Raw genomic sequence first — 21,973 nt, forward strand, 5'->3', positions numbered from 1 at the left:
CGGCCACCGGCTCATGGCATCTGCCCATGAACGGGGTCCAAAACCAACGACGATTGGGCTACTGCCAGCCGAGGACCCCGGAGCCACTCCGGAAGCGCAGGCCCCACCGGGGCGAGCATCGGAATGGCGCAGGGCAGCCTCGGCGGCTTAAGAACCCCGACATCCGCAAGCTCGAAGCCCTACCGCCCCGCACTTCAGTTTTGAAAGGCTGGGGTTCTTGAGCCGCCGCCGTCCGGACTGCGGGATTCCGATGCTCGCCCACTGGGGCTGCGCTTCTGGATCCCTCCGCCCGGCCACCGGCTCATGGCATCTGCCCATGAACGGGGTCCGAAATCAAGGCATCCGGCAACTGCCTGCCGAGGACTCCGGAGCCATCCGAAGCGCTGCCCCACCGGGGCGAGCATCGGAATAGCTGTCCACCGCGCTCCCCACCGTGGGGTGGAACCGGTCGTCGCCGAATATCTCGGTCAACTCGAAGCGCTTGAGCTTGTCGCGCACGGGATCCTTCATTTCCGCGAAATGGAGCGCGGCGCCGCGCTGGGCCAGGCTGCGGCTCAGTTCGCGCAGCATGTCCGCCGAGGTGACATCGACGCTGGTGACCGGCTCGGCCGCCACCACCACCCGGCGCACCGGCGTGGGCGAGGCGTCCACGGCTTCCATCAGGCGTTGCTGGAACAGCTCGGCATTGGCGAAGAACAACGGCGCGTCCCAGCGGAACAGCACCAGGCCGTCGATCAGCGAGGCATTCGGATAGCGCTTCAGGTCGTGGTAGCCGCGCAGGTTGGGCACCCGGCCCAGCACCGCGTAGTGCGGGCGCCAGCCGTCCCACAGGAATTCGATGACGGCGAGGACCACCGCCAGGCAGATGCCAGGAATGGCGCCGAACACCGCCACGCCGGCAAAGCATGCCATCGACAGCCAGAATTCCCATTGCTGGATGCGGTAGATGCGCCGCAGGTCCTTGAATTCGAACAGGCCGATGGCCGCGGCGATCACCACGGCGGCCAGCGCGCTGTTCGGCAGGTAACGCAGCAGATTCGGCGCCGCGACCAGCAAGACCGCCACCGCAATCGCGCCCACCACGCCCGTGAGCTGCGTACGCGAACCCGCCGCCTCGGCAACCGGCGTGCGCGACGCGCTGCTGCTGATCGGAAAGCCCTGGAAGAAGCCGGCCGCCAGGTTGGCCACGCCCAGGCCCACCATTTCCTGGTTCGGATCGACCCGCGTATTGGTGCGCGCGGCATAGGTGCGCGACAGCACGCTGGTATCCGCGAACGCGATCAGCGCCACCGCGCAGCCGCCCAGCGCAATCTTGACCAGGTCCGCGTTGCTGAGCCATGGCAAGGCGAACTTGGGCAGCCCCTGCGGAATCTCGCCCAGCACTTTCACGCCCTGGGAATCCAGGTGCAACAGGCTGACCGCCAGCGTCGCCAGGATCACCGCGATCAGGATGCCCGGCACGCGCTCGAAGCGCTTGAGCAGCAGGATCACCGCCAGGGTCGCCGCCCCCACCGCGAAGCTGTACCAATTGGTCTGGCCCTGATACACGGCCTGTCCCAACTGCACCAGTTCGCGCAGCGGACCAGCGTCCTCGATGGAGATGGCGAACAGCTTGGGCAACTGGCTGACCAGCACCGTCAAGGCAATGCCGTTCATGTAGCCGTAGCGGATCGGCTTGGACAGCAGCTCGGTGATGAAGCCCAGCCGCAGCAAACCCATGACGATGCAGAACAGCCCGGCGACCAAGGCCATCAGGCTGGCCGCGGCCACGGCGCGCATGGGATCGCCTTCCGAAACGCTGAGCACCACCGCCAGGATGGGCGCGGCCAGGGCGGAGTCCGGCCCCAGCACCAGAATGCGGCTGGGGCCGAACAGCGCATAGGCCAATAGCGGGATGATGGTGGCATAAAGCCCATAGACGCCTGGGACGCCGGATGCTTCGGCATAGGCGATGCCGACTGGCACCAGCATGGTGGTCAGCACCAGGCCCGCGGCCAGGTCCTTCGGCAGCCAGGCGGCCTGGTACGACCGGAGCATCGCCAGCCCGGGCAGCCAGCGCAGCCAGCCGGCGGCGGACATATCCTTGGAGGCGGAAGTATGGGATGCCATGGGACCTTCGCAGTGTGGACGGGCGTGCCGGCAGCGCGTGTCAGGCTGCAAATCCGGTAGCGCCGATTCCGTAGTCTGACGCATTATTCATGCTTGCGGCCGTCCATGGCGGCGCACGGCACGGCATCCTTTCCTTATACAGGCACGGGCAAGAATCCACATGACGCAAATGCACAATCCCGAAGACGTCCCAGGCGCGTTCCAGGCCGCCTGGAACGATCATGACATGCAGGCGCTAGGCGCGTTGTTCCATGAGGACGCAACGTTTGTGAACCGGTTCGGCCACTATGTGCGCGGCGTCGACGAAATCGTCAAGATGCATGCTCCCATTCACGCCACCATCTATGGCGATTCCACGCTGGCGAACGAACTCGTCGGCGTGACGCCGATCGGCGCCGACGCGGCGATCGTGCACTTCTGGAGCCGCCTGGCGGCCGGCGCGGCCCATCCGGCGGGCGCGCATGCCGTCGACACCATGATTCTTGCCGTGCTAACGCGGCAGGCCGGCGCCTGGCGCATCAAGGCACTGGAGAACGTCACGCTGGTGAATCCCCGTACGGGCGTGGCTGTGCTGAGGGATGGCGGCTGAGCCTGCCGCCTACCTCTGCTTACAAACAACGCCTTTTGGCGCGCGTCGCGGGATGGTCCAGGCGCAACAAATAGCGGTAATCTGGCGAACCTTATCAGCAGTCCGCACTGGAAGATCCCATGTCCTATCTGCTTTTCATCGTCGAACCGGTGGGCCAGCGCGCCCAACGCACGCCCCAAGAAGGCCGTGAAGCCTATGCGCAGATGCTGCGCTATGCCGAAGACCTGAGCTCGCGCGGCCTGCTGGCCCGCGCGGAATCCCTGAAGTCCGAATCGGAAGCCGTGCGCTTGCAGATCCGCGACGGCGAACGCTCCCTGCTGGACGGTCCCTATGCCGAAGCCAAGGAAATGATCGGCGGCTTCTTCCTGTTGAACTGCGAAACCCGGGAAGAGGCGTTGGCGCTGGCGGCCGAATGCCCGGCAGCGCAATGGGCCACGGTGGAAGTCCGCGAACTGGGTCCGTGCTTCATGTAGCGGCCTCCAATCGGCTGCCTTACCGTTCAGCGGCATAACCGCGCCGCCCGCCCGTTCGAGGGTCGACGCCCGATTCCCTTTTCGGGCCTCGTCACCCGCAGGCCAAACCTAGTACTTACCCTAGGTTCATCATTTTCTTGTCGATCCCGCGTCTCGCCGTTCGTCGTGCCAGTACAAGCCCACCCACGGGCTGTGTTTTCTGAATCGAGGAGTCTCAGAAATGCGATACATGATCATCGTCCGGGCCACGCCGGACAGTGAGGCCGGCGTGATGCCGCAGGAAAGCCTGCTCGCCGCCATGGCGACCTATCACGAGGCGCTGGCCAAGGCCGGCGTGCTGCTGGACGCCAACGGCCTGCACCCTTCCTCCAAGGGCTGGCGGGTGCAGTACGACCAGGGCCAGCGCAAGATCGTCGACGGTCCGTTTGCCGAGACCAAGGAGCTGATCGCCGGCTACACCATGATCCAGGTGCGTTCGCGCGAGGAAGCCATGCAATGGGCGCTGCGCTTTCCCGAGCCCTTCCCCGGCCAGCCCTGCGCCGTCGAAGTGCGCCAGGTCTTCGAGCTGGACGAGTTCGGCCCCAGCGAGGGCGTCGAACGCTACCGACGGATACCCGGCAACGGTCAATGAGCACTATCGCCACACTCCCCCTACCCATCAACGGACTTCATTCATGCTGAAAACCCTGCTGCTCATCGTTCTGGCCGCCATCGTGCTGGTACTGGCCTACGCGGCCACGCGCCCGGACACCTTCCGCGTCGAACGCAGCGCGCAAATCCAGGCGCCGCCGGCGCGCCTGTTTCCCCTGATCAACGATCTGCATGCCTTCAACACCTGGAATCCCTACGAAAAGAAGGACCCCGCGATCAAGGGTACCTATGGCGCGGTGACGGCCGGCCCGGGCGCGACCTACGCATGGGAAAGCAAGGAAGTGGGCGTGGGCCAGATGCAGATAGAAAGCGCCGTGCCGGACGCTTCGGTGGCCATGCGGCTGACCTTCATCAAGCCCTTCTCCGCCGTCAACCAGGTCAACTTCACCCTGGCGCCGGCCGGCGACGGCACGCGAGTCACCTGGGCCATGGAAGGCCGGCTGAACTATGTCGCCAAACTGATGCACCTCTTTTTCAACATGGACAGCATGGTCGGGAAGGATTTCGAAGACGGGCTGGCCAACCTCAAGACCCTGGCAGAAAGGCGCTAGGACAACCACACTAAAAAGGAAGCGGGAACATCATGCACAACCAGATCTTCGTCAATCTCCCCATCAATGACATGCAGAAATCGCAGGCCTTCTTCAAGGGCTTGGGCTTCAGCTTCAATCCGCAATTCACCAACGACCAGGGCGCCTGCATGGTCGTGAGCGAGAACATCTACGTCATGCTGCTGGTGAAGGATTTCTTCCAGACCTTTACCGGCAAGCCGGTGGCCGACGCCACGAAATCCACCGAGGTGCTGATCGCGCTGTCCTGCGACAGCCGCGCCGAGGTGGACGAACAGGTGGCGCGCGCCCTCGCCGGCGGCGGCACCGCTCCGCGCCAGCCCCAGGACCACGGTTTCATGTACGCCCACGGCTTCGAGGACCTGGACGGCCATGTCTGGGAGCTGGTGTACATGGTTCCCGGCGAAGTGCCCAACGCATGACGCAGGAGGCCGTGCATCGCGCCATCGAGGCAGTCTGGCGGATCGAGGCCGCCAGCGTCATCGCCGGCGTCGCGCGCCTGGTGCGCGACGTCGGGCTGGCTGAAGAGCTGGCGCAGGATGCCTTGGTCGCCGCCCTGGAACGCTGGCCCGAAACCGGCGTGCCGGACAACCCGGGAGCGTGGCTGATGACTACCGCCAAGAACCGCGCGCGCGACCGGCTGCGGCTGAACGCGCTGCATACGCGCAAGCACGAGCAGATCGGGCACGAGCTGGAGGCCCTGCAGGCTGACGTCGAGCCCGACTTCGTCGACGCGCTGGACGCCGCGCGCCAGGACGACATCGGCGACGACCTGCTGCGGCTGGTATTCACCGCCTGCCACCCGCTGCTGTCCACCGAGGCGCGCGTGGCGCTGACCCTGCGCCTGCTGGGCGGACTGACCACGGCCGAGATCGCGCGCGCCTTCCTGGCCTCGGAATCCACCATCGCGCAGCGCATCGTGCGCGCCAAGCGCAGCCTGTCCGCGGCCAACGTGCCGTTTGAAGTCCCCAGGGCCGAAGAGCGGGCGCCGCGCCTGGCGTCGGTGCTGGAAGTCATCTACCTGATCTTCAACGAGGGCTATTCGGCCACCTCCGGCGATGACTGGGTCCGTCCCGCGCTATGCGACGAAGCGCTGCGCCTGGGCCGCATCCTGGCCCAGCTCGCGCCCGGTGAAAGCGAGGTCCACGGATTGACCGCGTTGATGGAGCTGCAGGCTTCGCGCTTGCACGCGCGCACCGACGCGCAAGGCCGCCCCGTACTGCTCATGGAACAGGATCGCGGCCGCTGGGATCCGCTGCTGATCCGGCGCGGACTGGCGGCGCTGGCGCTGTCGGACAGCCTGGGCGCGCCGCGCGGCCCTTACGCCTTGCAGGCCGAGCTGGCCGCCTGCCACGCCCGCGCGCGCACGCCGGAGGAAACCGACTGGCCGCGCATCGTGGCGCTGTACGACGCGCTGGCGCAGGCCATGCCGTCGCCGGTGGTGGAGCTGAACCGCGCCGTCGCCGTGGGCATGGCGTTCGGCCCGCAGGCCGGGCTGGACCTGGCCGACCATCTGGCCGGGGAACCGGCGCTGGCCAATTACCACTGGCTGCCCAGCGTGCGCGCCGACCTGCTGGCCAAGCTGGGACGCAAGGCCGAAGCCCGCGCCGAGTTCGAACGCGCGGCCGGCATGACGCGCAACGCGCGCGAACGGGAACTGCTGCTGGCACGGGCGCGCGACATGTCCGACTCATAGCCGCACGAGCCGGACGCCGCTGCGCCGGCCAGCATGCTTAAATCCAGCCATGCGCCCTGCCGACCATGTCGCTTCCGATCCTGCCGCGCCCGTAATGCCGGGCGTGCCGCAGGCGTTCGAGCATCCCGGCGACCGGGCCGAGTTCCGCCAGGCGGCGCACCAGCCCGGCGTGGAGCTGTACCGCGCCCACATCATCCGCTACGCCTTCGAGCCCCACACCCACGAAGCCTACGGATTGGGCGCGATCGAGGCCGGCGTCGAGCGCTTCCGCTACCGTGGCGCGGAGCATCTGGCGCCCTCGGGCTCGGTGGTGCTGATGAATCCCGACGAATTGCATACCGGCCGCGCCGAAACCGAGGGCGGCTGGCGCTATCGCATGGTCTACCTGGACCCGGACGTGGTGGCGCGCGTGGCCGGCGAAAGCGGCTGGTGGTTCGATACGGCCGTCGGCCATGACGCCGCCGGCGCGCAGCGCGTCACCACGCTGCTGGACACCTTGTGGCAGGCGCGCGAGCCATTGGCTTTCGACAGCGCGCTGTACGCGCTGCTGGGAGAATTCCGCCGCCATGCGCGCGTGCCGCACGCGGCCCGCGACGAAGGCTCGCCGCGCTTTGCGCCCGTCATCGATTACCTGCGCGCGCATCTGGCGCGCCGCCTGACGCTGGACGAACTCGCGGCCGTGGCCGGGCTCAGCCCCTTTCATTTCCTGCGCAGCTTCCAGGCGCAGTACCACGCCACGCCGCAGCAGATGCTGATGGCGCTGCGGCTGTTCGAGGCCAAGCGCCGGCTGGCCGCGGGCGAGCCCCCGGCCCAGGTGGCGCTGGCGGCGGGGCTGACCGACCAGGCCCACCTGACCCGCGCCTTTTGCCGCCGCTACGGCGTCACGCCCTCGCGCTATCAGAAGCAAGTCCGCGCCTGAGTCGCGCGCAGCAATCTGGTACAAGACGCGCCGCCCGCGCGCTCGCTAGACTGCCGCCATTCGTGACCTGGAGCGACGTCGTATGTGGGCTGGAACCCTTTACGCCCTGGCCGCCGGCCTGATGTGGGGCCTGGTGTTCGTGGGGCCCCTGCTGCTGCCGGAATACCCCGCCGCGCTGCAATCCGTGGCGCGCTATCTGGCGTTCGGCCTGATCGCGCTGCCGCTGGCCTGGCTGGACCGCCGCGGACTGCGCCAGTTGCAGCGCGCCGACTGGATCGAAGCGCTGAAGCTGGCCGCCATCGGCAACCTGCTCTACTACCTGTGCCTGGCTAGCGCCATCCAGCGCGCGGGCGGCCCCGTACCCACCATGATCATCGGCACCCTGCCCGTGGTCATCGCCATCAGCGCCAACCTGCGCAACGCCCGGCGCGACGGCCGGCTGCCATGGAAGCGGCTGGCGCCCGCGCTGGCCTTGATCGCGCTGGGCATCGCCTGCCTCAACCAGGTCGAGCTGCAGGCCCTGCGCCAGGAGCCCGACGCCGACATGTCGCGTTACGCCATCGGCGCGCTGCTGGCGCTGGGCGCGGTGGCCTGCTGGACCTGGTATCCGCTGCGCAACGCGGACTGGCTGCGCGCCCACCCCGACCGCAGCCCGCGCACCTGGGCCACGGCCCAGGGCGTGGCGACGCTGCCGCTGGCGCTGGCGGGCTATCTCGTATTGTGGGCCGGCATGGCCGCGGCTGGCAGCGACTTTCCCATGCCGGCCGGCCCCCGGCCCGAAGTCTTCCTGGCCTTGATGGCCATCATCGGCCTGTTCGCGTCCTGGCTGGGCACCTTGTGCTGGAACGAAGCCAGCCAGCGCCTGCCCACCGCCCTGGCCGGACAGCTGATCGTGTTCGAAACGCTCGCCGCGCTGGCCTATGCCTACATGCTGCGCGGGCAGATGCCCCAGCCACTGACGCTGATCGGCATCGCCTGCCTGATGGTGGGCGTGCTGCGCGCGGTGCGGATCAAGCCGGAACCGCTGCCCGCGGCTGCATAAGGCCGCGCCACACGGAGCATCGGTCCAGACCGGTGCTCGCGACAACCGCGCGACGTCTACAGCCCGGGGCCTTTCAAGCGCCGCAGGCGCCATGCCAGGAAGACCCCGCCCAGCCCGGCCGCGGCCACGATGAGCGAAGCCACCGACCAGCCGTAGCGGTCGATCGCGCCGCCTACCGCCAGCGGGCCTATCACCTGGCCCAGGCCGCTGCCCTGCATCACCAGCCCCACCGAAGCCGGCGTCAACGCGGGCCGCGGCGCCAGCAACGGCGCCGTGCCGAGCAGCGTGGCCGGTATCAGCCCGCCCACCGCCGAGAACAGCACGCACAACAGGAAGGTGGGCATGGCCGGCAGCACGGAGCGGAAGATCAGGAGCGCCACCGCGCCCATGATCAGGCTGGCGCAGGCGATCAATGTCGAACGGCGCCAGCCGCGTGCCAGCAGCACGCCCGCGCCCAGGTTGCCGACCACGTTGGCAGCGCTGGCGATGGCGCTGTACAGGCCGGCGGTCGCCAGCGGCAGGCCCAACTGCTCGGTCAGCAGCACGGGCAGGAAGGTGAACAGCGCGAAGAACATCAGGCTGTAGAGCGTGAACGACAGCGCCAGCAGGCGCGGACCGGGCGTGCCCATGGTATCGACCGTGTCCTGCCGCAAGCCCCGCCACGACAGGCTGGCTCCGCCCGGGTTGGCCGGCGCCAGCGCCGCCACGCACACAATGGCCACCAGCACCGCCGCGCCCGCGCACCACCAGTAGGCCTGCCAGCCGCTGAAGGCTTGCGAGGCCAGCATCGCAATCGCCATGCCGGCCGGCATGTAGCAGCTCCACAGCGCGAAGGCGAAGTCGCGGGTGGACGCCGTCACCATGCGCTGCAGGGCCGCGGGCCCCGCCACGGTAATCATCAGGAAGCCCAGCCCCTCCACCACCCGCGAGGCCAGCAGGACACTGTAGGCGGTCGCCATCGCGCCTATCACCGAACCCACCGCCGTCGCCACCAAACCCGCCAGCAGCATGCGTCGCGCGCCGTAGCGGTTGATGACGCCCCCGGCCGCGATCCCGCCGACCAGCCCCAGGATAGAAAACACCGCGGCCAACGCACCAATGGAGGCCAGGTCCAACCCCATGTCCTTGCGCAGCAAGGGCGCGGCGATGATGACCTTGCCCACTTGCAGCGCCGCCACCACGCCCGCCCCCACGATGGCCAGCACCGCCGACCAGCGCGTTCCTTCCTTGCCCATCCCTGTCTCCCTTGTTTTGCGACCCAGCCAGGATGCCAGCGCAAGCCGATCCTGGTAAGTGATAATCTTTTGATGTACTTGATCGATTTAATAGATCAGCCGGCAAGATGATAGACGCCCTGACCCTGGACCAGTTGCGCGTGTTCGCCGCCGTGGCCGACGCCGGCAGTTTCCGCGCGGCCGCGCGCCGCCTGTCGCGGGTGCAGTCGGCCGTCAGCCACGCCATCGCCAATATGGAAGCGCAGCTGGGCGTGACGCTGTTCGACCGCAGCGGCCACCGGCCCGTGATGACGCCAGAAGGGGCTGCGCTGCTGGCCAACGCCCGCGACATCCTGCTGCGCGTGGACGCCATGCGCGCCCGCGCCCAGGGCCTGGGCGAAGGCGTCGAGCTGGAACTGTCGCTGGCAGTGGACACGCTGTTTCCGATCGCCGAGGTGGGCGCCGCCCTGAACGCCCTGCGCGCGGCCTACCCGTCCGTCGCCGTCCGGGTTTCGGTGCTGCCCCTGGGCGGCCCGGTGGAAGCGCTGCTGACACGCAGCCACACGCTGGCCATCGTCGCCGGCGACCATTTCCGCAACCCGCGCATCGTGATGCAGGCGCTGTCGTCCGTGCAGATGGTGGCGGTGGTCGGCGCCGGACATGCGTTGGCGCAGCGCGTCGCCGCCGACATCCCGCTGGGTCCGGCGGACCTCGCCGATCATGTGCAGATCGTGCAAATGGACCCGTCCTCGCTGACACAGGGCCGGGACTTTGCGGTGCTGTCGCCGCAGACCTGCCGCGTCAGCGGCCAGGACACCAAGCACGCCCTGATCCTGGCTGGCGTGGGCTGGGGCCGGCTGCCGTTCTGGCAGGTGCAGCGCGATCTGGCCGAAGGCCGGCTGCTGCGGCTGCCGACCGACAGCCTGGGCCGCGGCAGCCAGGTGGCCAGCGAAACCTATCTGGCGCACCGCATCGACCAGCCCCTGGGACCCGCTGCCCGCGTGCTGGCGGCCGCCTTGCGAGCCGCCGCGCATCAGGGCTTGGATGCCGGGGACGCCGGCGCGCGCGCATAGCTGACGCCCATGCCGGCGCGCACGTCGTTCTGGATGCCGTAGGGCGGAATCGGATAGCGCAGACCGTTGGCCGACAAGGCCTTCATGCCCTCGATGGCGATGGGCAGGTAGCGCGGCGGCAAGGCCATCAGCATTTCCTCGTCGGGCACGCCGCCGTAGCGGCGCTCCGCGTAACAGGGCAAGGACAGGCTGGGTTCGCCGGTGGCCAGCGCCCGGCCCCAGGAGTCCGCACAGGCCGTCTCGCCCACCACGCTCCAGTCGAAGCGTCGGTAATTCTTCCATTGCAGGCCGTTGATCAGGATGATCATCTGGCCCGGCGTGGCGTAGATCAGGCAGATGTCGGGCGGGTCCAGCCGGCCCGCGGCCAGCGGCGACACCACCAGCCCGCGATATTTGCCCGCAGGTACACAGGACAATGCCTCCTGGCGCGCCTGGGCGTCTTCCTGGGTGGCGTGCCACACGCCCACGTAATCCTCGCCGCGCTTCCAGGCTTGGTCCTGCGGCCCCAGGCCGATCACGGCGCGGCATTGGGCGCCGACCAGGTCGTCGCCCGTGATGCCTACGGTCCAGCCGAGCCGGGCGGCCATGCCGACGATCTGGTCGGTGGTGTGCGTGGCCTGCGGCCGCCGCAAGCCCTTTACCGCCGCCATATCTTCTTCACGTTCGTAGAGCTTCATGCCGATGACCGTGGTCTTCAGGCGCAGCAATTTGTTCAGTTCATCGACCAGCGATGCCCAGTTCAGTGTCGTCTCTTCCATGCCCGTCCCTTGGACTGTTGTGCGCGGACTTTGCCGCATTGCCGCAGATTGATCGCGGTCAGCGATGACTATAACGAATCGCCCGCCGGGCGCTTGATTGATCTATCGTGGAATGCGGCAATCCTGCCAGCGGCACGCGCGCAGGACACTCCCCGGCTTCCAAGGAGCCCACCATGAACCGTTTCGAACAGAAGACCGTCCTGATCACCGGCGGCACCAGCGGCATTGGCCTCGCCGCCGCCCAGGCGTTCGCCGCCGAAGGCGCCCGCGTGGTCGTCACCGGCCGCGATGCCGCGGTGCTGAAGCAGGTGCGCGCCAGCCTGGGTTCCCATGCGCTGGCGCTGCGCAACGACGCCGGCGCGCCCGGTGCCCCCGCCGCCCTGGCGACCGAACTGCGCCAGGCCGGCATCCGCCTGGACGCCGTGTTCATCAACGCCGGCGTGGCGCGTTTCGCGCCCCTGGCCGAAGCCACCGAAGCGCTCTGGGACCAGACGTTCTCGACCAACGTCAAGGGCGCCTTCTTTCAATTGCAGGCGCTGGACCCGCTGCTCAATCCGGGCGCGTCCATCGTGCTGAATGGCTCGATCAACGCCCGTATCGGCATGCCGGCATCCTCCATCTATGCCGCCAGCAAAGCCGCGCTGATCTCCCTGGCCAAGACCCTGTCAGCGGAACTGCTGCCACGCGGCATACGCGTCAACGTCATCAGCCCCGGCCCCGTCGCCACGCCGATCTACGACAAGCTGGGCCTGGACGCCGCTGCGCTGGAAAAGACCGCCGCCAGCATCCGCGCCCAGGTGCCGCTGGGCCGCTTTGGCACGCCGCAGGAGATCGCCTCGACCGTGCTGCACCTGGCCTCGCCCGAGTCCGCCTTCATCGTCGGCACCGAGATCATTGCGGACGGGGGCATGAGCCAGTTGTAGGCCCTGGCTGGCCGGGTTGGCGCGGGCTTATCTGCCGATACCTGCGGCTAGGCTCCGATGGAACGCAGCGCGCGCTTGCAGATGCGTTGCGTCGCCTCGGCCGGCTTGCCTTTGGACCAGCGCGCGCAGACCTCGCGTACCCAATCCGGCTGGTCCTTGCTGGCGTCGTTCAGCCAGTTTGCGACCGAGTCCTGCACGTAGACGGCCGGGTCGGCCCGCAGCGGCTCAAGCAGGGGCAGCGCCCTGCCGGGATCGGCCTTCAAGGCCGCAATGTGCGCGCACCAGACCCCGCGCGGCCGCAGCGACTCGCTGGCGTAACGGCGCACGCGTTCGGAGGCATCCGCCGTCCAGGGCTGCAGCAGTTCCAATGCCGTGTCCAGCTCGGCCGCCAACTGCGGGCGCAGCGCCAGCCAGGCCCATTCCCGCACGCCGAAATGCGCATCGTCGGCCAGCGGCCGGATCAACGCCAGCCGCTGCTTCAGGGTCAGATCCGGCATCATCCCGACCATGAAGCAGGCCCAGCCCCGGACGGTATCCGAGCGGTGGCTGCGCAACGGTTTGAAGGCGTCCTTGCCCAGGCCCTCCTGCAAGTGATGCGCTGCAGCGGCCATGCGCTTGGAGATCCCCATCCCAGCCTGGGCGCGCAGCGCGGCGATGGCCTCGGCGCCCACCTGCGGGGCGGCCGCCTGCATCAGTTCGGCAAAGTCCACAGCCAGGCATTCAGTCAGGTTGCCGGCCGGTTCGCCGGCGTTCAGCTGCGCCAGGCGCTCGGCGCTGATGTCCTTCACGCCCCGGCCCGTCGGCGCGGCTGAGGTCTTCTTGCTCATTGCGTAGTCTCCTGCCCAGTAGCCCGGCCCGAGTCGGTTCCTTGCCAGATCTTGCCCAGCAGCGCGCGCAGGCTGGCCCGGTCCGCAAGGCTCAAGCCCGCGAACAAGGAGCCTATCCAGTCCGTATGCGTCTTGAACAACTGCCCGGCCTCGGCCCGCCCCTTGGCGCTGAGCTTCACGATAATCTTGCGCCGGTCCTCCTTGCCAGCGCGCCGCAAGACGAATCCGTCGCGCTCCAGGCCGTCCAGCAGGCCCGTGACCGTGGCCCGTGTGACACCGGCGCCATCGGCCAGCTCGTGCGGCGACATACCGTCCGCCTGCTCGTGCAACAGGAACAGCAGCACGAACTTCCCTTCCGACAATTGGCGCGGCGCCAGCCGGGCGGCGCAATCCCGGTCGATGGCGTTGGCCAGCGACAGCAGCTGAAAGCAAAGGCCTATCCCGTCCGCCGTCGGCAGGCCGCGCCTGGCCGCGACTTCAAGCAGCGCGCGGTGCTTGGGTTCCAGCATGTGTTGTGCGTCTTGCATGTGGGATCTGACCCTGTGATTCTCGACGTCCATATAATAAGGTGCCTAACTATTTTTCCGCAAGATGGCTGCTGCAGTTCGAACCGCTATCATCCTGGCTACTCAAGCAGTCGACGACTGAATCCATGCCCCTACCCTCCCGCGTGACCCTGCGCCGCATGCAGGAAGACGACATCCCGATGCTGCTGGCCATGGAATCGGATCCCGAGGTCATGCGCCACAGCACCGGCGTCAAACCGGCAGACGAGGCGCGGCGGCAAGAGCTGCTGGCATGGCTGCGTGAACCGCTGACCCGGCTGGGCCATTGGGCGGTCGCGATCGATGGCGCCGCAGTGGGCTGGGTGAGCCTGGTCCCTCTGGCAGGCACGGACAGCATCCAGCTTGCCTATCGGCTGCAACGCGCGGTTTGGGGACGGGGGTACGCCAGCCAGGCAGCGAAGCAGTTGTGCGAATACGCCTGGCGCGAGCTTGAAGTGGCCGAACTCGTCGCGGTGGTCTGGCCCGACAACCAAGCCTCCGTTCGCGTCCTGGAGAAACTGGGTTTCACGTTCCGCACGCGCGAGCGCCACTACGACCGCGACACCTTCGTTTATGCACTGCCGCGTCCTGTCGCCGAATCCGACCTATCATTGCGGCCCTGATCTCCCCATGCGCCATTCATGCAGAAATCCGCCATGAACTACCCCGTGCTTCCCGCGTCCGAATTCTCCGCCGCCCGTGTCGTGCCCGAGCTGCTGGTGTCCGACATCCACAAGAGCCTGCATTTCTGGTGCGGGCTCTGCGGGTTCTCGATAGCCTACGACCGCCCGGAAGACCATTTCGCCTATCTGGACAAGAGTGGTTCGCAGGTCATGCTGGAGGAACACGGCCACGGCAGGAACTGGATCACCGGCCCGCTGGAAGCGCCGCTGGGACGCGGGATCAATCTGCAGATCGAGGTGCCTTCGATCACGCCGATGGTCGACGCCTTGCGCGGCGCCGGGTGGCCGCTGTACATGGAACCCGAGGAGAAGTGGTACCGCGCCGGTACGACCGAGGTCGGCGTGCACCAGTTCCTGGTGCAGGATCCCGATGGCTATCTCATCCGCTACTCGGCGGGCCTGGGCAGGCGCGACGTTCCGCCGGCGGCCTGAGCCACGGCGGCTTGGAGGCGGCGTCCCAGCCGCCTCCAATCAGGGTCTTCAGCGGTACAACACCGTCGGCAGCCACATGCCTATGCCCGGAAACACGTACAGCAGGAAGATCGCCACCACCTGGATGCCCATGAACGGCATCATGCCCAGGAAGATCTGGTTCAGCGTCACGTGCGGGGGCGACACGCCCTTCAGGTAGAAGGCCGACATGGCGACCGGCGGCGACAGGAAGGCCGTCTGCAGGTTCAGCGCGACCAGCAGGCCGAAGAACAACGGGTCGATGCCGAAGGTGTTGAGCAGCGGCACGAAGATGGGCATGAAGATCACGATGATCTCGGTCCATTCCAGCGGCCAGCCCAGCAGGAAGATGATGATCTGCGCCAGCAGCAGGAACTGCAGCTGCGACAGCCCCAGCGACAGCACCCATTCCTCGATGATGCGCTGTCCGCCCAGCAGCGCGAACGCGGCCGAGAATATCGACGAACCGACGAACAGCCAGCACACCATGGCGCTGGTCTTGGCCGTCAGGTACACCGATTCGCGCAGTACCGGCAGATTCAGCCGCCGGTACGCCAGCGCCAGCAGCGCACCGCCCATGGCGCCCATGGCCGCGGCTTCGCTGGGGGTGGCCAGGCCGAAGGCGATGGATCCCAGCACCGCCGCGATCATCACCGCCAATGGAAAGAACGAGGACATCAGCATCTTGAAGATTTCCAGCCGCGCCCACGTCAGCATCGCATAGAACAGCACCAGGATTGCCGCGCATATGGCCGCGAAGATCCAGAAGCCCTGGGGTGCGGCAATGCCCTCGTCGGCGGCTGCCGGCGTCTGCGCGGCGGCGGATGCGGCTGGCGCGCCCGGCGGCTCGGCCAGGCCGCCGGCTGTTGCGGGCGGGTTCGAGGGGGGCTCAGCCAGGCCGCCGACGGCAGCCGGCTCGTTCGCAGGAGGCTCGGCCAGTTCGTTGGACGGCGGCTCCGCCAGGCCGTCGGCTGGCGGCTCGCTGAACTCCGAATCGAAGCCGCCCGATCCCAGCTGCAGCTCGGCGGGAATCTCGTACACCACTTCCGGACGCGTCGACGCCTGGTACACCACGGCCAGCAACAGCACCGTGACCGCCAGCGGCGCCAGCGCCAGCGCCATGTTGCGCAGCAGGAAGCCGAACGGCACGTTCTGGTTGCGGCGCCCCTTGAACATGGCCGCCAGCATGCCGGACACGGCGCGGGTATAGCCGCCCGAGGCCAGCGCCGCCGAGTTCGCGGACAGCGGCACGCCGCGTTCCTCCTTGGGCAGCGGCGGCGCCATGTCGGGGCGCAGCTTGGCCACGATGATCACGTAGATCATGTACAGCACCGCCAGCATGATGCCCGGGAACAGCGCCCCCGCGTATAGCTGCACCACCGACACGCCGGTGGTCGCGCCGTACACGATCAGCATCACGGACGGCGGCAGCAGGATGCCGAGGCAGCCGCCCGCCGTAATGGCCCCGGCCGTCAGGCGCACGCTGTAGCCGGCCTTGAGCATCGCCGGCATGGCCAGCAGGCCCATCAACGTAACCACCGCCCCGACAATGCCCGTGGCGGTGGCGAAGATCGCGCAGGTCGCCAGCGTGGCCACGGCCAGCGCGCCCGGCACGCGCGCCAGCGCCAGGTGCATGGAGCGGAACAGCTTTTCGATCAGGTTGGCGCGTTCGACCAGATAGCCCATGAACACGAACAGCGGAATCGAGATCAGCGAGTCGTTGGTCATGGTGGCGTAAGTGCGCTGCACCATCAGGTCCAGCGTCTGCCCGACCGAGCGGCCCGCATCCGAACTCTGCATGTAGTACGCCAGGAACGTGAACAGCACGCCCATGCCCATCAGCGTGAACGCCGTGGGAAAACCCAGCATGATCGCCACCACGATCAAGGCCAGCATCAAGAGGCCGATATGCCCGGTGGTGAGATTGTCCCAGGGAGTCAGGAAGGCAATCATCAGCACCACCAGGCCGATGCACGACAGGCCGAACCATAGCGCCTTGTGGATTTTCATGGCCGCGGCTCCCCTGACGTGACGTAGCGGTCGAGCTTGGCGATGTCCTCGTCCTTCACATGCACCATCTGCTTGAGCTTGTCGACGTCCACTTCCTCGACGTCTTCCGCGCGCGAGGGCCAGGCCCCGCGCCGCAGGCACAGCACGCAGCGCAGCACTTCCGCCACGCCCTGCAGCAGCAGGACCGCGCCCGCGATCGGAATGAATGCCTTGAAGGGATAGATCGGCGGCCCGTTGGCCATCAGCGAGGAATGCTCGCGGATGGCGATGGAATAGCCGGCGTAGTACCAGCCGGCCCATACCAGCGCGATCACGCCAGGGAAAAAGAAGACGATGAACAGGACCAGGTCCAGGCCCGCCTGCACGCGCGGCGGCAGGAAGCCGTACAGGATGTCCCCGCGCACATGCCCGTTCTTGGCCAGGGTGTAGGCCCCCGCCATCATGAACAGGATGCCGTAATACATCATCTGCATATCGAACGCCCAGGCGCTCGGCTGGTTCCACAGGTAGCGCGCGGCCACCTCCCAACAGACATGCAAGGTCAGGGCGACGATCAACCAGGCAAAGGTCTGTCCGACAAAAGTGGAGATACGGTCTATGAAACGTACGATGCGGATCATCTCACTTCCAGGTCAAGACGCATGACATCCCGCCGCGCGCCGATGAACGGCGCGCGGCGCGGGATACAGGTACCGGTCCCTCAGGCGGGTTTAGTACTGCGCGAGAAGTAGTGGTTGTAGGCCATGCGGAAGTTGACCGAGGTGTCCCCGTGCCAGCGCCCCACCCGCTCGGCGAAGGCGCGCTGCGACTCCAGCACCTTCTTGAACAAGGGATTTTCGGCCGAGCGCTTGGCGATCATCTCGTCCCAGATCTTCAGCTGCTGCTGCAGGATGGCGTCGGGCGTCTTGTAGAACTTGACGTTGTGGTCCTTCTGCAGCTTGCCGTAGTCCTGCGAATAGCGGTTCGCCGCCTTCCAGGACATGTCCGCACTGGCCGCCTGCGCGGCATTGCGCAGGATGTGCTTCAGGTTGTCGGGCAGCGCGTCGTACTTGGCCTTGTTGAACAGGATTTCGAACTGCTCCGCGCTCTGGTGGAAGCTCTGCAGCATGCAGATCTTGGAGACGTCCTGGAAGCCCAGCGCCAGGTCCGAGGACGCGTTGTTGAATTCCGCCCCGTCCAGCAGGCCGCGGTCCAGCGCCGGCACGATTTCCCCGCCCGGCAGCGCGTTCACGGCCGCGCCCATGGCGGTGTACATGTCGATGGCCAGGCCCACGGTGCGGAACTTGAGGCCCTTGACCTCCTCCATCTTTGTGATGGGCCTTTTGAACCATCCGAAAGGTTGAGTCGGCATGGGACCGTACATCAGCGACACCACGTTCACGCCCATGGCCTTCTGGATCTCGACCAGCAGTTCCTTGCCGCCGCCGTATTCATGCCAGGCGAGCAGCATGTTGGCGTCCATGCCGAAGGACGGACCCGAGCCCCACAGGGCAACCGCCGTGTTCTTGCCGTACCAGTAAGCGACCACGCCATGCCCGCCGTCCAGCGTGCCTGCGGACACCGCGTCCAGCAGATCGAAGGCCTTGACCACGGCGCCGGCCGGCAGGATCTCGATCTTCAACTGGCCGCCGGCCATGTCGTTGACCTTCTGCGCATAGTCGCGCGCGAACTCGTGGAAGATGTCGTTGGCGGGCCAGGTGCTCTGGAAGCGCAGGGAAACCGGCGCATTCTGCGAGCGGGCGACGGCCGGAAATCCGAGCGCGGCGGCCCCGGCGACGGCGGCGCCCGAGATGAACTTGCGGCGGGGCTTTGTAACGTGTTGCATGGCTTGTTGTCTCCTGAATTAGGACTACATGGACCAGCTTGTAGTTACTACTCCTGCGTGGGCGCGGGATGGTGAAGCCTGCTGCGGGATCCCGCGGGCGCGGTTGCGGACGATACGCAAAGCGTGTGCTGATTAAACCTTTCTGACTAATCGCTGACAATCAGCTTTGTGTCAGGAATTACCCTAGACACGGGGCACTAGTGCTTTCGTACGGTCCTTCCTCGAGCGGCAGACTTCACGCACCGCTGCTCCAGGCCGCCGACGATGGCGGCAAGCCCATATTCGAAAGCCGCATCAGGTCCAGCGGCGTCGAATGCCTGCAAAGCCTGGGCCAGCAATGGCGTCGCGGACGACGGAGCCTGCTGCGCGCCGGCCCGTCGTTCCTGTTCGTCGCCCGCGGCCGCCTGCTGTTCGAGCACGGCGCCGACGGTGAAATAGCTGATCGTCGTCAGCGCGTAAGCGGCGTCGGCTGGCGCGAATCCCTCTTCGCACAGAAACGCCAATTGCGCCTCCACGGCTTCGAATTGCGGTTCGCTCGGTCGGGTGCCGGCGTGTATGCGCGCGCCGTCGCGATAGGCCAACAAGGCCCGCCGGAAGCTGCGCGCATTGCCGTTCAGGAAAGCGCGCCAGCTATCGCCCGGCCTGGGCATCGAGTACGTGTGGCTCTCCGACAGCATCGCCTCGCCCAAGCGGTCCAGCAGCGCGCGCTTGTTCTTGAAATGCCAGTAAAGCGCGGGCTGCCGGACGCCCAGGCGATCGGCCAGCTTGCGCGTCGTCAGGCCATCCACCCCCACCTCGTCCAGCAGGTCCAGCCCGGCGCGGATCACGGCATCCAGCTGCAATTTGGTCATGACGCTTCCTCGTGGAACTTGATAATTTATCAATGATAAATTATTGTGCCGAAAAATTTATCAACGATAAATAAATACGAATCAGCACATGAAATCCACACCCCTACCCGAAGGCCGGACGTGAGAGCCGGCCATGCCCTGGTTATCCTGAGCACCGTTGCGCTGGACGCGGTCGGCATAGGCCTGGTCATGCCCGTCCTGCCCGGCCTGCTGCGAGGCCTGGTCCACTCGGAGGAGATTGCCGGCCACTATGGGGCCTTGCTCGCGGCGTATGCGCTGATGCAGTTCCTCTGCGCCCCGGCGCTGGGCGCGCTGTCCGACCGCTATGGGCGGCGGCCGATCCTGCTGCTCTCGCTGGCGGGCGCCGCCATCGACTACCTGATCATGGCGACGGCCCCGACCCTGCTGGTCCTGTATCTGGGGCGGCTCGTCGCCGGCATCACCGGCGCCACCGGTGCGGTGGCGGGCGCCTGCATCGCCGACCTCACCAAGGAGGGCGAGCGGGCGCGCTACTTCGGCCTGATGAGCGCCTGCTTCGGCGTCGGCATGATTGCCGGTCCCGTCATCGGCGGCCTGTTGGGCGGCATCTCGCCGCAGCTGCCGTTCCTGGCGGCCGCGATCCTCAACGGCCTGAATTTTCTGATGGGGTGCTTCCTGTTGCCGGAGTCGCATCGCGGCGAGCGGCGGCCGCTGTCGCTGAAGGCGCTCATGCCCGCTTCCTCTTTCCTGTGGGCGCGCGGCAAGACGGCGGTGATCGCCTTGATGGCCGTCTTTTTCGTCATGCAGTTCGTGGGACAGGTGCCCGCCACGCTGTGGGTCATATATGGCGAAGACCGCTACCAGTGGGATGCCGCCACGGTCGGCCTGTCGCTGGCCGCGTTCGGCGCGCTGCACGCCCTGGTCCAGGCGCTGGCCACCGGCCCCGCCACGGCGCGACTGGGAGAAAAGCGGACGCTGTTGCTGGGCATGGCCGCCGATGCCCTGGGCTATGTCCTGCTGGCGTTCGCGACGCGCGGATGGATGGCCTTCCCCATCATGGTCCTGCTGGCGTCGGGCGGCATCGGCATGCCGGCGTTGCAGGCCATGCTGTCGGCGCGGGTCGAGCAGGAACGCCAAGGCCAGTTGCAGGGCGCGCTCGCCGCGTTGTCGAGCCTCAGCGCGATCGTCGGGCCCCTGGCCATCACGGCGCTCTATGCCGCCACGCTGAACGTGTGGAAAGGATGGGCATGGATCGCGGGCGCCGGGCTGTATTTTGCCTGCCTGCCGGCCTTGCGCCGCAGGGCTTCGCAAGGCAAGTCTTAGTAGGACGGCACCAGTCACGCGCTACTATCGCGGAACCACAATCGGCAAGGAAAGGAATGAACCAGAAGCAGCGCGCCGCCAATCGCCGCCGGATTCCACGCAAGGCCTGGGCCTTGGGCCTGATCATCACTGGCGCCGCGGGTTTTTATGCATGGTGGCAATCACCCCTGGGTCCCGGCCTGACCGAAGGCAAGATGCGCAAGATCCTGGTCGAGGCCACGGGGCAACCGGCATATGCGCCGGTCGGCGCCTGCGTCAACGTCGTGGGCGTGCGGCCCTTGCCCACCGATGTCTACACCGCGTTCCTGGAAAGCCAGGACAGGATCGTGCAGGGGTTGATCAAGCATCAGCTGGTCACGGTCAAGCGCGTCAGCGCCAACGGCGACGGCGGGCCACCGCAAGCGGACGAAGATCCCGAGGACGCGAGCAGCCGCATGGAGCTGACGGATAAAGGCCGGCCCTACTACACGGACGGCGAGGCCCGCCTCAGTTCCAAGCTGGTCTATACCGCGAAGTTCTGCGCCCCCGGCCTGCAGATCGGCAAGATCCTCACCCATACCAAGCCGCTCAAGAATCCATTCGACGACAACCCCAACCTGGTCTCGGCGGTGAAGTTCGAATGGCGGCTGGAGCGCAGCACCGCGGACTGGGCGGCCGATCCCGCCTTCCGTCCGTACCTATCCGGCTTTGCGCCGGAGGACCAGCCGGACGAATGGCAAACTGAGTACATCATGCTGGAACGGAAAAACGGCGTGTGGGAACTGGGAGACAGGCCCTACATCATCCGTTGGTGAGCGCGGCGTCGTCGGACTCGGCTGGCGGACGGCGCACCGCTCTCAGCTTGCCGCTTTCGCCGCCGCCGCAGAAAAAGCAGCCGGCGCCATCCGACTCCAATCCGGATACGCCGATACCGGCCGGCATTTCCACGCTTTGCAGCACTTCGCCAGTCCGCGCATCCAGCTGCCGCAGATCACTGGCGCCATCCTCCCAGGTGCCATGCCAGAGCTGCCCGTCGACCCAGGTCACGCCGGTGACGTAGCGGTTGGATTCGATGGTGCGCAGCACCCGGCCCGTTTCAGGATCCACCTGGTAGATCTTGCGCTGGCGGTACTCGGCCACCCACAGGCTGCCCTCGGCCCAGGCCATGCCCGAGGCGCCGCCGCCGCCCGGCGCCGGGATGCGGGTCAGCACCCGGCCGCTCTCTGGCTCCAGCTTGACGATGGTGCCATCGGAGATCTGATAGAGATGCTTGCCATCAAAGGCCGTGCCCGCGTTGGCGACCAGGTCGATGGAGGCTTGCGTGTTGCCGCTGTCGGGGTCCAGGGCGATCAGTTTTTCGCCGGTGGCGAACCACACCTGCTGGCCGTCGTAAGTCACGCCGTGCACTGCCTGCACGCCGGGAAAGGGACCGTACTCGCGGATGATCTGGGCTTTCGTTCGTTTCATTTCGATGTCCTTGAACTG

The 21,973-nt window shown here is 67.1% G+C and carries 24 protein-coding genes; 14 read left to right on the top strand and 10 right to left on the bottom strand.

What is annotated here, in order from left to right:
* Positions 1-333: 333 nt before the first annotated feature.
* A complete protein-coding gene (locus AXYL_RS17885) occupies positions 334-2,109 on the bottom strand; it encodes a SulP family inorganic anion transporter (protein ID WP_013394240.1) in 1,776 nt (591 codons plus the stop codon).
* 160 nt (positions 2,110-2,269) lie between these two features.
* Here AXYL_RS17885 and AXYL_RS17890 point away from each other — a divergent pair, with 160 nt between their 5' ends.
* The 8 genes from AXYL_RS17890 to AXYL_RS17925 all read left to right on the top strand — a co-directional run bounded on the left by AXYL_RS17890 (position 2,270) and on the right by AXYL_RS17925 (position 8,048).
* Positions 2,270-2,698, top strand: a complete 429-nt coding sequence (locus AXYL_RS17890) for an SgcJ/EcaC family oxidoreductase (protein WP_013394241.1) — start codon at positions 2,270-2,272, stop codon at positions 2,696-2,698.
* A 119-nt stretch (positions 2,699-2,817) separates the two neighbouring features.
* Positions 2,818-3,171, top strand: a complete 354-nt coding sequence (locus AXYL_RS17895; protein WP_013394242.1) for a YciI family protein — start codon at positions 2,818-2,820, stop codon at positions 3,169-3,171.
* A gap of 220 nt (positions 3,172-3,391) precedes the next feature.
* Positions 3,392-3,802, top strand: coding sequence for a YciI family protein (locus tag AXYL_RS17900; RefSeq protein WP_013394243.1), 411 nt, complete (start codon positions 3,392-3,394; stop codon positions 3,800-3,802).
* A 43-nt stretch (positions 3,803-3,845) separates the two neighbouring features.
* The gene (locus tag AXYL_RS17905) at positions 3,846-4,373 is read left to right on the top strand and encodes an SRPBCC family protein (protein ID WP_013394244.1); all 528 of its coding nucleotides are present in this window, start codon (positions 3,846-3,848) and stop codon (positions 4,371-4,373) included.
* Positions 4,374-4,405: 32 nt separating this feature from the next.
* The gene (locus AXYL_RS17910) at positions 4,406-4,813 is read left to right on the top strand and encodes a VOC family protein (RefSeq protein WP_013394245.1); all 408 of its coding nucleotides are present in this window, start codon (positions 4,406-4,408) and stop codon (positions 4,811-4,813) included.
* Positions 4,810-6,087 (top strand): RNA polymerase sigma factor, encoded by a 1,278-nt coding sequence (locus AXYL_RS17915; RefSeq protein WP_013394246.1) that lies wholly within the window; start codon positions 4,810-4,812, stop codon positions 6,085-6,087. The genes AXYL_RS17910 and AXYL_RS17915 overlap by 4 nt, the downstream gene beginning before the upstream one ends.
* A gap of 49 nt (positions 6,088-6,136) precedes the next feature.
* Complete coding sequence (locus tag AXYL_RS17920; protein ID WP_237709909.1) at positions 6,137-7,006, top strand: AraC family transcriptional regulator; 870 nt, start codon at positions 6,137-6,139, stop codon at positions 7,004-7,006.
* Between the two features lie 82 nt (positions 7,007-7,088).
* Positions 7,089-8,048, top strand: coding sequence for a DMT family transporter (locus AXYL_RS17925; protein WP_013394248.1), 960 nt, complete (start codon positions 7,089-7,091; stop codon positions 8,046-8,048).
* Between the two features lie 56 nt (positions 8,049-8,104).
* On the opposite strand, the gene AXYL_RS17930 is transcribed toward AXYL_RS17925, so the two are convergent.
* A complete protein-coding gene (locus tag AXYL_RS17930) occupies positions 8,105-9,283 on the bottom strand; it encodes a CynX/NimT family MFS transporter (RefSeq protein ID WP_013394249.1) in 1,179 nt (392 codons plus the stop codon).
* A 107-nt stretch (positions 9,284-9,390) separates the two neighbouring features.
* On the opposite strand from AXYL_RS17930, the gene AXYL_RS17935 reads away from it, so the two are divergent.
* Positions 9,391-10,335 carry a LysR family transcriptional regulator gene (locus AXYL_RS17935; protein WP_013394250.1) on the top strand — a complete coding sequence of 315 codons (945 nt, stop codon included), beginning with the start codon at positions 9,391-9,393 and terminating at the stop codon, positions 10,333-10,335.
* Here the strand turns inward: AXYL_RS17935 and AXYL_RS17940 are convergent.
* The gene (locus AXYL_RS17940; RefSeq protein WP_013394251.1) at positions 10,296-11,093 is read right to left on the bottom strand and encodes a DUF169 domain-containing protein; all 798 of its coding nucleotides are present in this window, start codon (positions 11,091-11,093) and stop codon (positions 10,296-10,298) included. The genes AXYL_RS17935 and AXYL_RS17940 overlap by 40 nt on opposite strands.
* Before the next feature lie 173 nt (positions 11,094-11,266).
* On the opposite strand from AXYL_RS17940, the gene AXYL_RS17945 reads away from it, so the two are divergent.
* On the top strand, positions 11,267-12,016 hold the full coding sequence (locus tag AXYL_RS17945; RefSeq protein ID WP_013394252.1) for an SDR family oxidoreductase: 750 nt from the start codon (positions 11,267-11,269) through the stop codon (positions 12,014-12,016).
* Positions 12,017-12,063: 47 nt separating this feature from the next.
* Here the strand turns inward: AXYL_RS17945 and AXYL_RS17950 are convergent, their stop codons facing one another.
* Together AXYL_RS17950 and AXYL_RS17955 are read right to left on the bottom strand one after the other, a co-directional pair.
* Entirely contained in the window at positions 12,064-12,843 is a 780-nt protein-coding gene (locus tag AXYL_RS17950; RefSeq protein ID WP_013394253.1) for a DNA alkylation repair protein, read from the bottom strand.
* The gene (locus tag AXYL_RS17955) at positions 12,840-13,370 is read right to left on the bottom strand and encodes a MarR family winged helix-turn-helix transcriptional regulator (RefSeq protein ID WP_193353235.1); all 531 of its coding nucleotides are present in this window, start codon (positions 13,368-13,370) and stop codon (positions 12,840-12,842) included. Before AXYL_RS17955 ends, AXYL_RS17950 begins: the two co-directional genes overlap by 4 nt.
* Positions 13,371-13,495: 125 nt before the next feature.
* On the opposite strand from AXYL_RS17955, the gene AXYL_RS17960 reads away from it, so the two are divergent.
* Both AXYL_RS17960 and AXYL_RS17965 read left to right on the top strand, forming a co-directional pair.
* Complete coding sequence (locus AXYL_RS17960) at positions 13,496-14,011, top strand: GNAT family N-acetyltransferase (protein WP_013394255.1); 516 nt, start codon at positions 13,496-13,498, stop codon at positions 14,009-14,011.
* Between the two features lie 18 nt (positions 14,012-14,029).
* A complete protein-coding gene (locus AXYL_RS17965) occupies positions 14,030-14,503 on the top strand; it encodes a bleomycin resistance protein (RefSeq protein WP_013394256.1) in 474 nt (157 codons plus the stop codon).
* 48 nt (positions 14,504-14,551) lie between these two features.
* On the opposite strand, the gene AXYL_RS17970 is transcribed toward AXYL_RS17965, so the two are convergent.
* From AXYL_RS17970 to tetR, 4 genes are all read right to left on the bottom strand, one after another.
* Positions 14,552-16,531: a TRAP transporter large permease gene (locus AXYL_RS17970; RefSeq protein WP_013394257.1), complete on the bottom strand. Its 1,980-nt coding sequence runs from the start codon at positions 16,529-16,531 to the stop codon at positions 14,552-14,554.
* Positions 16,528-17,151, bottom strand: coding sequence for a TRAP transporter small permease subunit (locus AXYL_RS17975; protein ID WP_013394258.1), 624 nt, complete (start codon positions 17,149-17,151; stop codon positions 16,528-16,530). The genes AXYL_RS17970 and AXYL_RS17975 overlap by 4 nt, the downstream gene beginning before the upstream one ends.
* Before the next feature lie 80 nt (positions 17,152-17,231).
* Positions 17,232-18,356, bottom strand: a complete 1,125-nt coding sequence (locus AXYL_RS17980; protein WP_013394259.1) for a TRAP transporter substrate-binding protein — start codon at positions 18,354-18,356, stop codon at positions 17,232-17,234.
* 197 nt (positions 18,357-18,553) lie between these two features.
* Positions 18,554-19,207: a tetracycline resistance transcriptional repressor TetR gene (tetR, locus tag AXYL_RS17985; RefSeq protein ID WP_013394260.1), complete on the bottom strand. Its 654-nt coding sequence runs from the start codon at positions 19,205-19,207 to the stop codon at positions 18,554-18,556.
* A 120-nt stretch (positions 19,208-19,327) separates the two neighbouring features.
* Here tetR and tet point away from each other — a divergent pair, with 120 nt between their 5' ends.
* Together tet and AXYL_RS17995 are read left to right on the top strand one after the other, a co-directional pair.
* Entirely contained in the window at positions 19,328-20,509 is a 1,182-nt protein-coding gene (tet, locus tag AXYL_RS17990; protein ID WP_041653896.1) for a Tet(A)/Tet(B)/Tet(C) family tetracycline efflux MFS transporter, read from the top strand.
* 56 nt (positions 20,510-20,565) lie between these two features.
* Positions 20,566-21,303, top strand: a complete 738-nt coding sequence (locus AXYL_RS17995; protein ID WP_013394262.1) for a hypothetical protein — start codon at positions 20,566-20,568, stop codon at positions 21,301-21,303.
* Here AXYL_RS17995 and AXYL_RS18000 read toward each other — a convergent pair.
* Positions 21,290-21,955, bottom strand: coding sequence for a glutaminyl-peptide cyclotransferase (locus AXYL_RS18000; protein ID WP_041655708.1), 666 nt, complete (start codon positions 21,953-21,955; stop codon positions 21,290-21,292). The genes AXYL_RS17995 and AXYL_RS18000 overlap by 14 nt on opposite strands.
* Positions 21,956-21,973 lie beyond the last annotated feature (18 nt).

Source organism: Achromobacter xylosoxidans A8, assembly GCF_000165835.1.
GTDB classification, from domain to species: Bacteria; Pseudomonadota; Gammaproteobacteria; order Burkholderiales; family Burkholderiaceae_B; genus Achromobacter; species Achromobacter xylosoxidans_B.

What these genes read in the sequence shown, in the direction of transcription:
- AXYL_RS17885 (WP_013394240.1), bottom strand. Translation starts at nt 2,109, where the DNA reads ATGGCATCCCATACTTCCGCCTCCAAGGATATGTCCGCCGCCGGCTGG.
- AXYL_RS17890 (WP_013394241.1), top strand. Translation starts at nt 2,270, where the DNA reads ATGACGCAAATGCACAATCCCGAAGACGTCCCAGGCGCGTTCCAGGCC.
- AXYL_RS17895 (WP_013394242.1), top strand. Translation starts at nt 2,818, where the DNA reads ATGTCCTATCTGCTTTTCATCGTCGAACCGGTGGGCCAGCGCGCCCAA.
- AXYL_RS17900 (WP_013394243.1), top strand. Translation starts at nt 3,392, where the DNA reads ATGCGATACATGATCATCGTCCGGGCCACGCCGGACAGTGAGGCCGGC.
- AXYL_RS17905 (WP_013394244.1), top strand. Translation starts at nt 3,846, where the DNA reads ATGCTGAAAACCCTGCTGCTCATCGTTCTGGCCGCCATCGTGCTGGTA.
- AXYL_RS17910 (WP_013394245.1), top strand. Translation starts at nt 4,406, where the DNA reads ATGCACAACCAGATCTTCGTCAATCTCCCCATCAATGACATGCAGAAA.
- AXYL_RS17915 (WP_013394246.1), top strand. Translation starts at nt 4,810, where the DNA reads ATGACGCAGGAGGCCGTGCATCGCGCCATCGAGGCAGTCTGGCGGATC.
- AXYL_RS17920 (WP_237709909.1), top strand. Translation starts at nt 6,137, where the DNA reads ATGCGCCCTGCCGACCATGTCGCTTCCGATCCTGCCGCGCCCGTAATG.
- AXYL_RS17925 (WP_013394248.1), top strand. Translation starts at nt 7,089, where the DNA reads ATGTGGGCTGGAACCCTTTACGCCCTGGCCGCCGGCCTGATGTGGGGC.
- AXYL_RS17930 (WP_013394249.1), bottom strand. Translation starts at nt 9,283, where the DNA reads ATGGGCAAGGAAGGAACGCGCTGGTCGGCGGTGCTGGCCATCGTGGGG.
- AXYL_RS17935 (WP_013394250.1), top strand. Translation starts at nt 9,391, where the DNA reads ATGATAGACGCCCTGACCCTGGACCAGTTGCGCGTGTTCGCCGCCGTG.
- AXYL_RS17940 (WP_013394251.1), bottom strand. Translation starts at nt 11,093, where the DNA reads ATGGAAGAGACGACACTGAACTGGGCATCGCTGGTCGATGAACTGAAC.
- AXYL_RS17945 (WP_013394252.1), top strand. Translation starts at nt 11,267, where the DNA reads ATGAACCGTTTCGAACAGAAGACCGTCCTGATCACCGGCGGCACCAGC.
- AXYL_RS17950 (WP_013394253.1), bottom strand. Translation starts at nt 12,843, where the DNA reads ATGAGCAAGAAGACCTCAGCCGCGCCGACGGGCCGGGGCGTGAAGGAC.
- AXYL_RS17955 (WP_193353235.1), bottom strand. Translation starts at nt 13,370, where the DNA reads ATGCAAGACGCACAACACATGCTGGAACCCAAGCACCGCGCGCTGCTT.
- AXYL_RS17960 (WP_013394255.1), top strand. Translation starts at nt 13,496, where the DNA reads ATGCCCCTACCCTCCCGCGTGACCCTGCGCCGCATGCAGGAAGACGAC.
- AXYL_RS17965 (WP_013394256.1), top strand. Translation starts at nt 14,030, where the DNA reads ATGCAGAAATCCGCCATGAACTACCCCGTGCTTCCCGCGTCCGAATTC.
- AXYL_RS17970 (WP_013394257.1), bottom strand. Translation starts at nt 16,531, where the DNA reads ATGAAAATCCACAAGGCGCTATGGTTCGGCCTGTCGTGCATCGGCCTG.
- AXYL_RS17975 (WP_013394258.1), bottom strand. Translation starts at nt 17,151, where the DNA reads ATGATCCGCATCGTACGTTTCATAGACCGTATCTCCACTTTTGTCGGA.
- AXYL_RS17980 (WP_013394259.1), bottom strand. Translation starts at nt 18,356, where the DNA reads ATGCAACACGTTACAAAGCCCCGCCGCAAGTTCATCTCGGGCGCCGCC.
- tetR (WP_013394260.1), bottom strand. Translation starts at nt 19,207, where the DNA reads ATGACCAAATTGCAGCTGGATGCCGTGATCCGCGCCGGGCTGGACCTG.
- AXYL_RS17995 (WP_013394262.1), top strand. Translation starts at nt 20,566, where the DNA reads ATGAACCAGAAGCAGCGCGCCGCCAATCGCCGCCGGATTCCACGCAAG.
- AXYL_RS18000 (WP_041655708.1), bottom strand. Translation starts at nt 21,955, where the DNA reads ATGAAACGAACGAAAGCCCAGATCATCCGCGAGTACGGTCCCTTTCCC.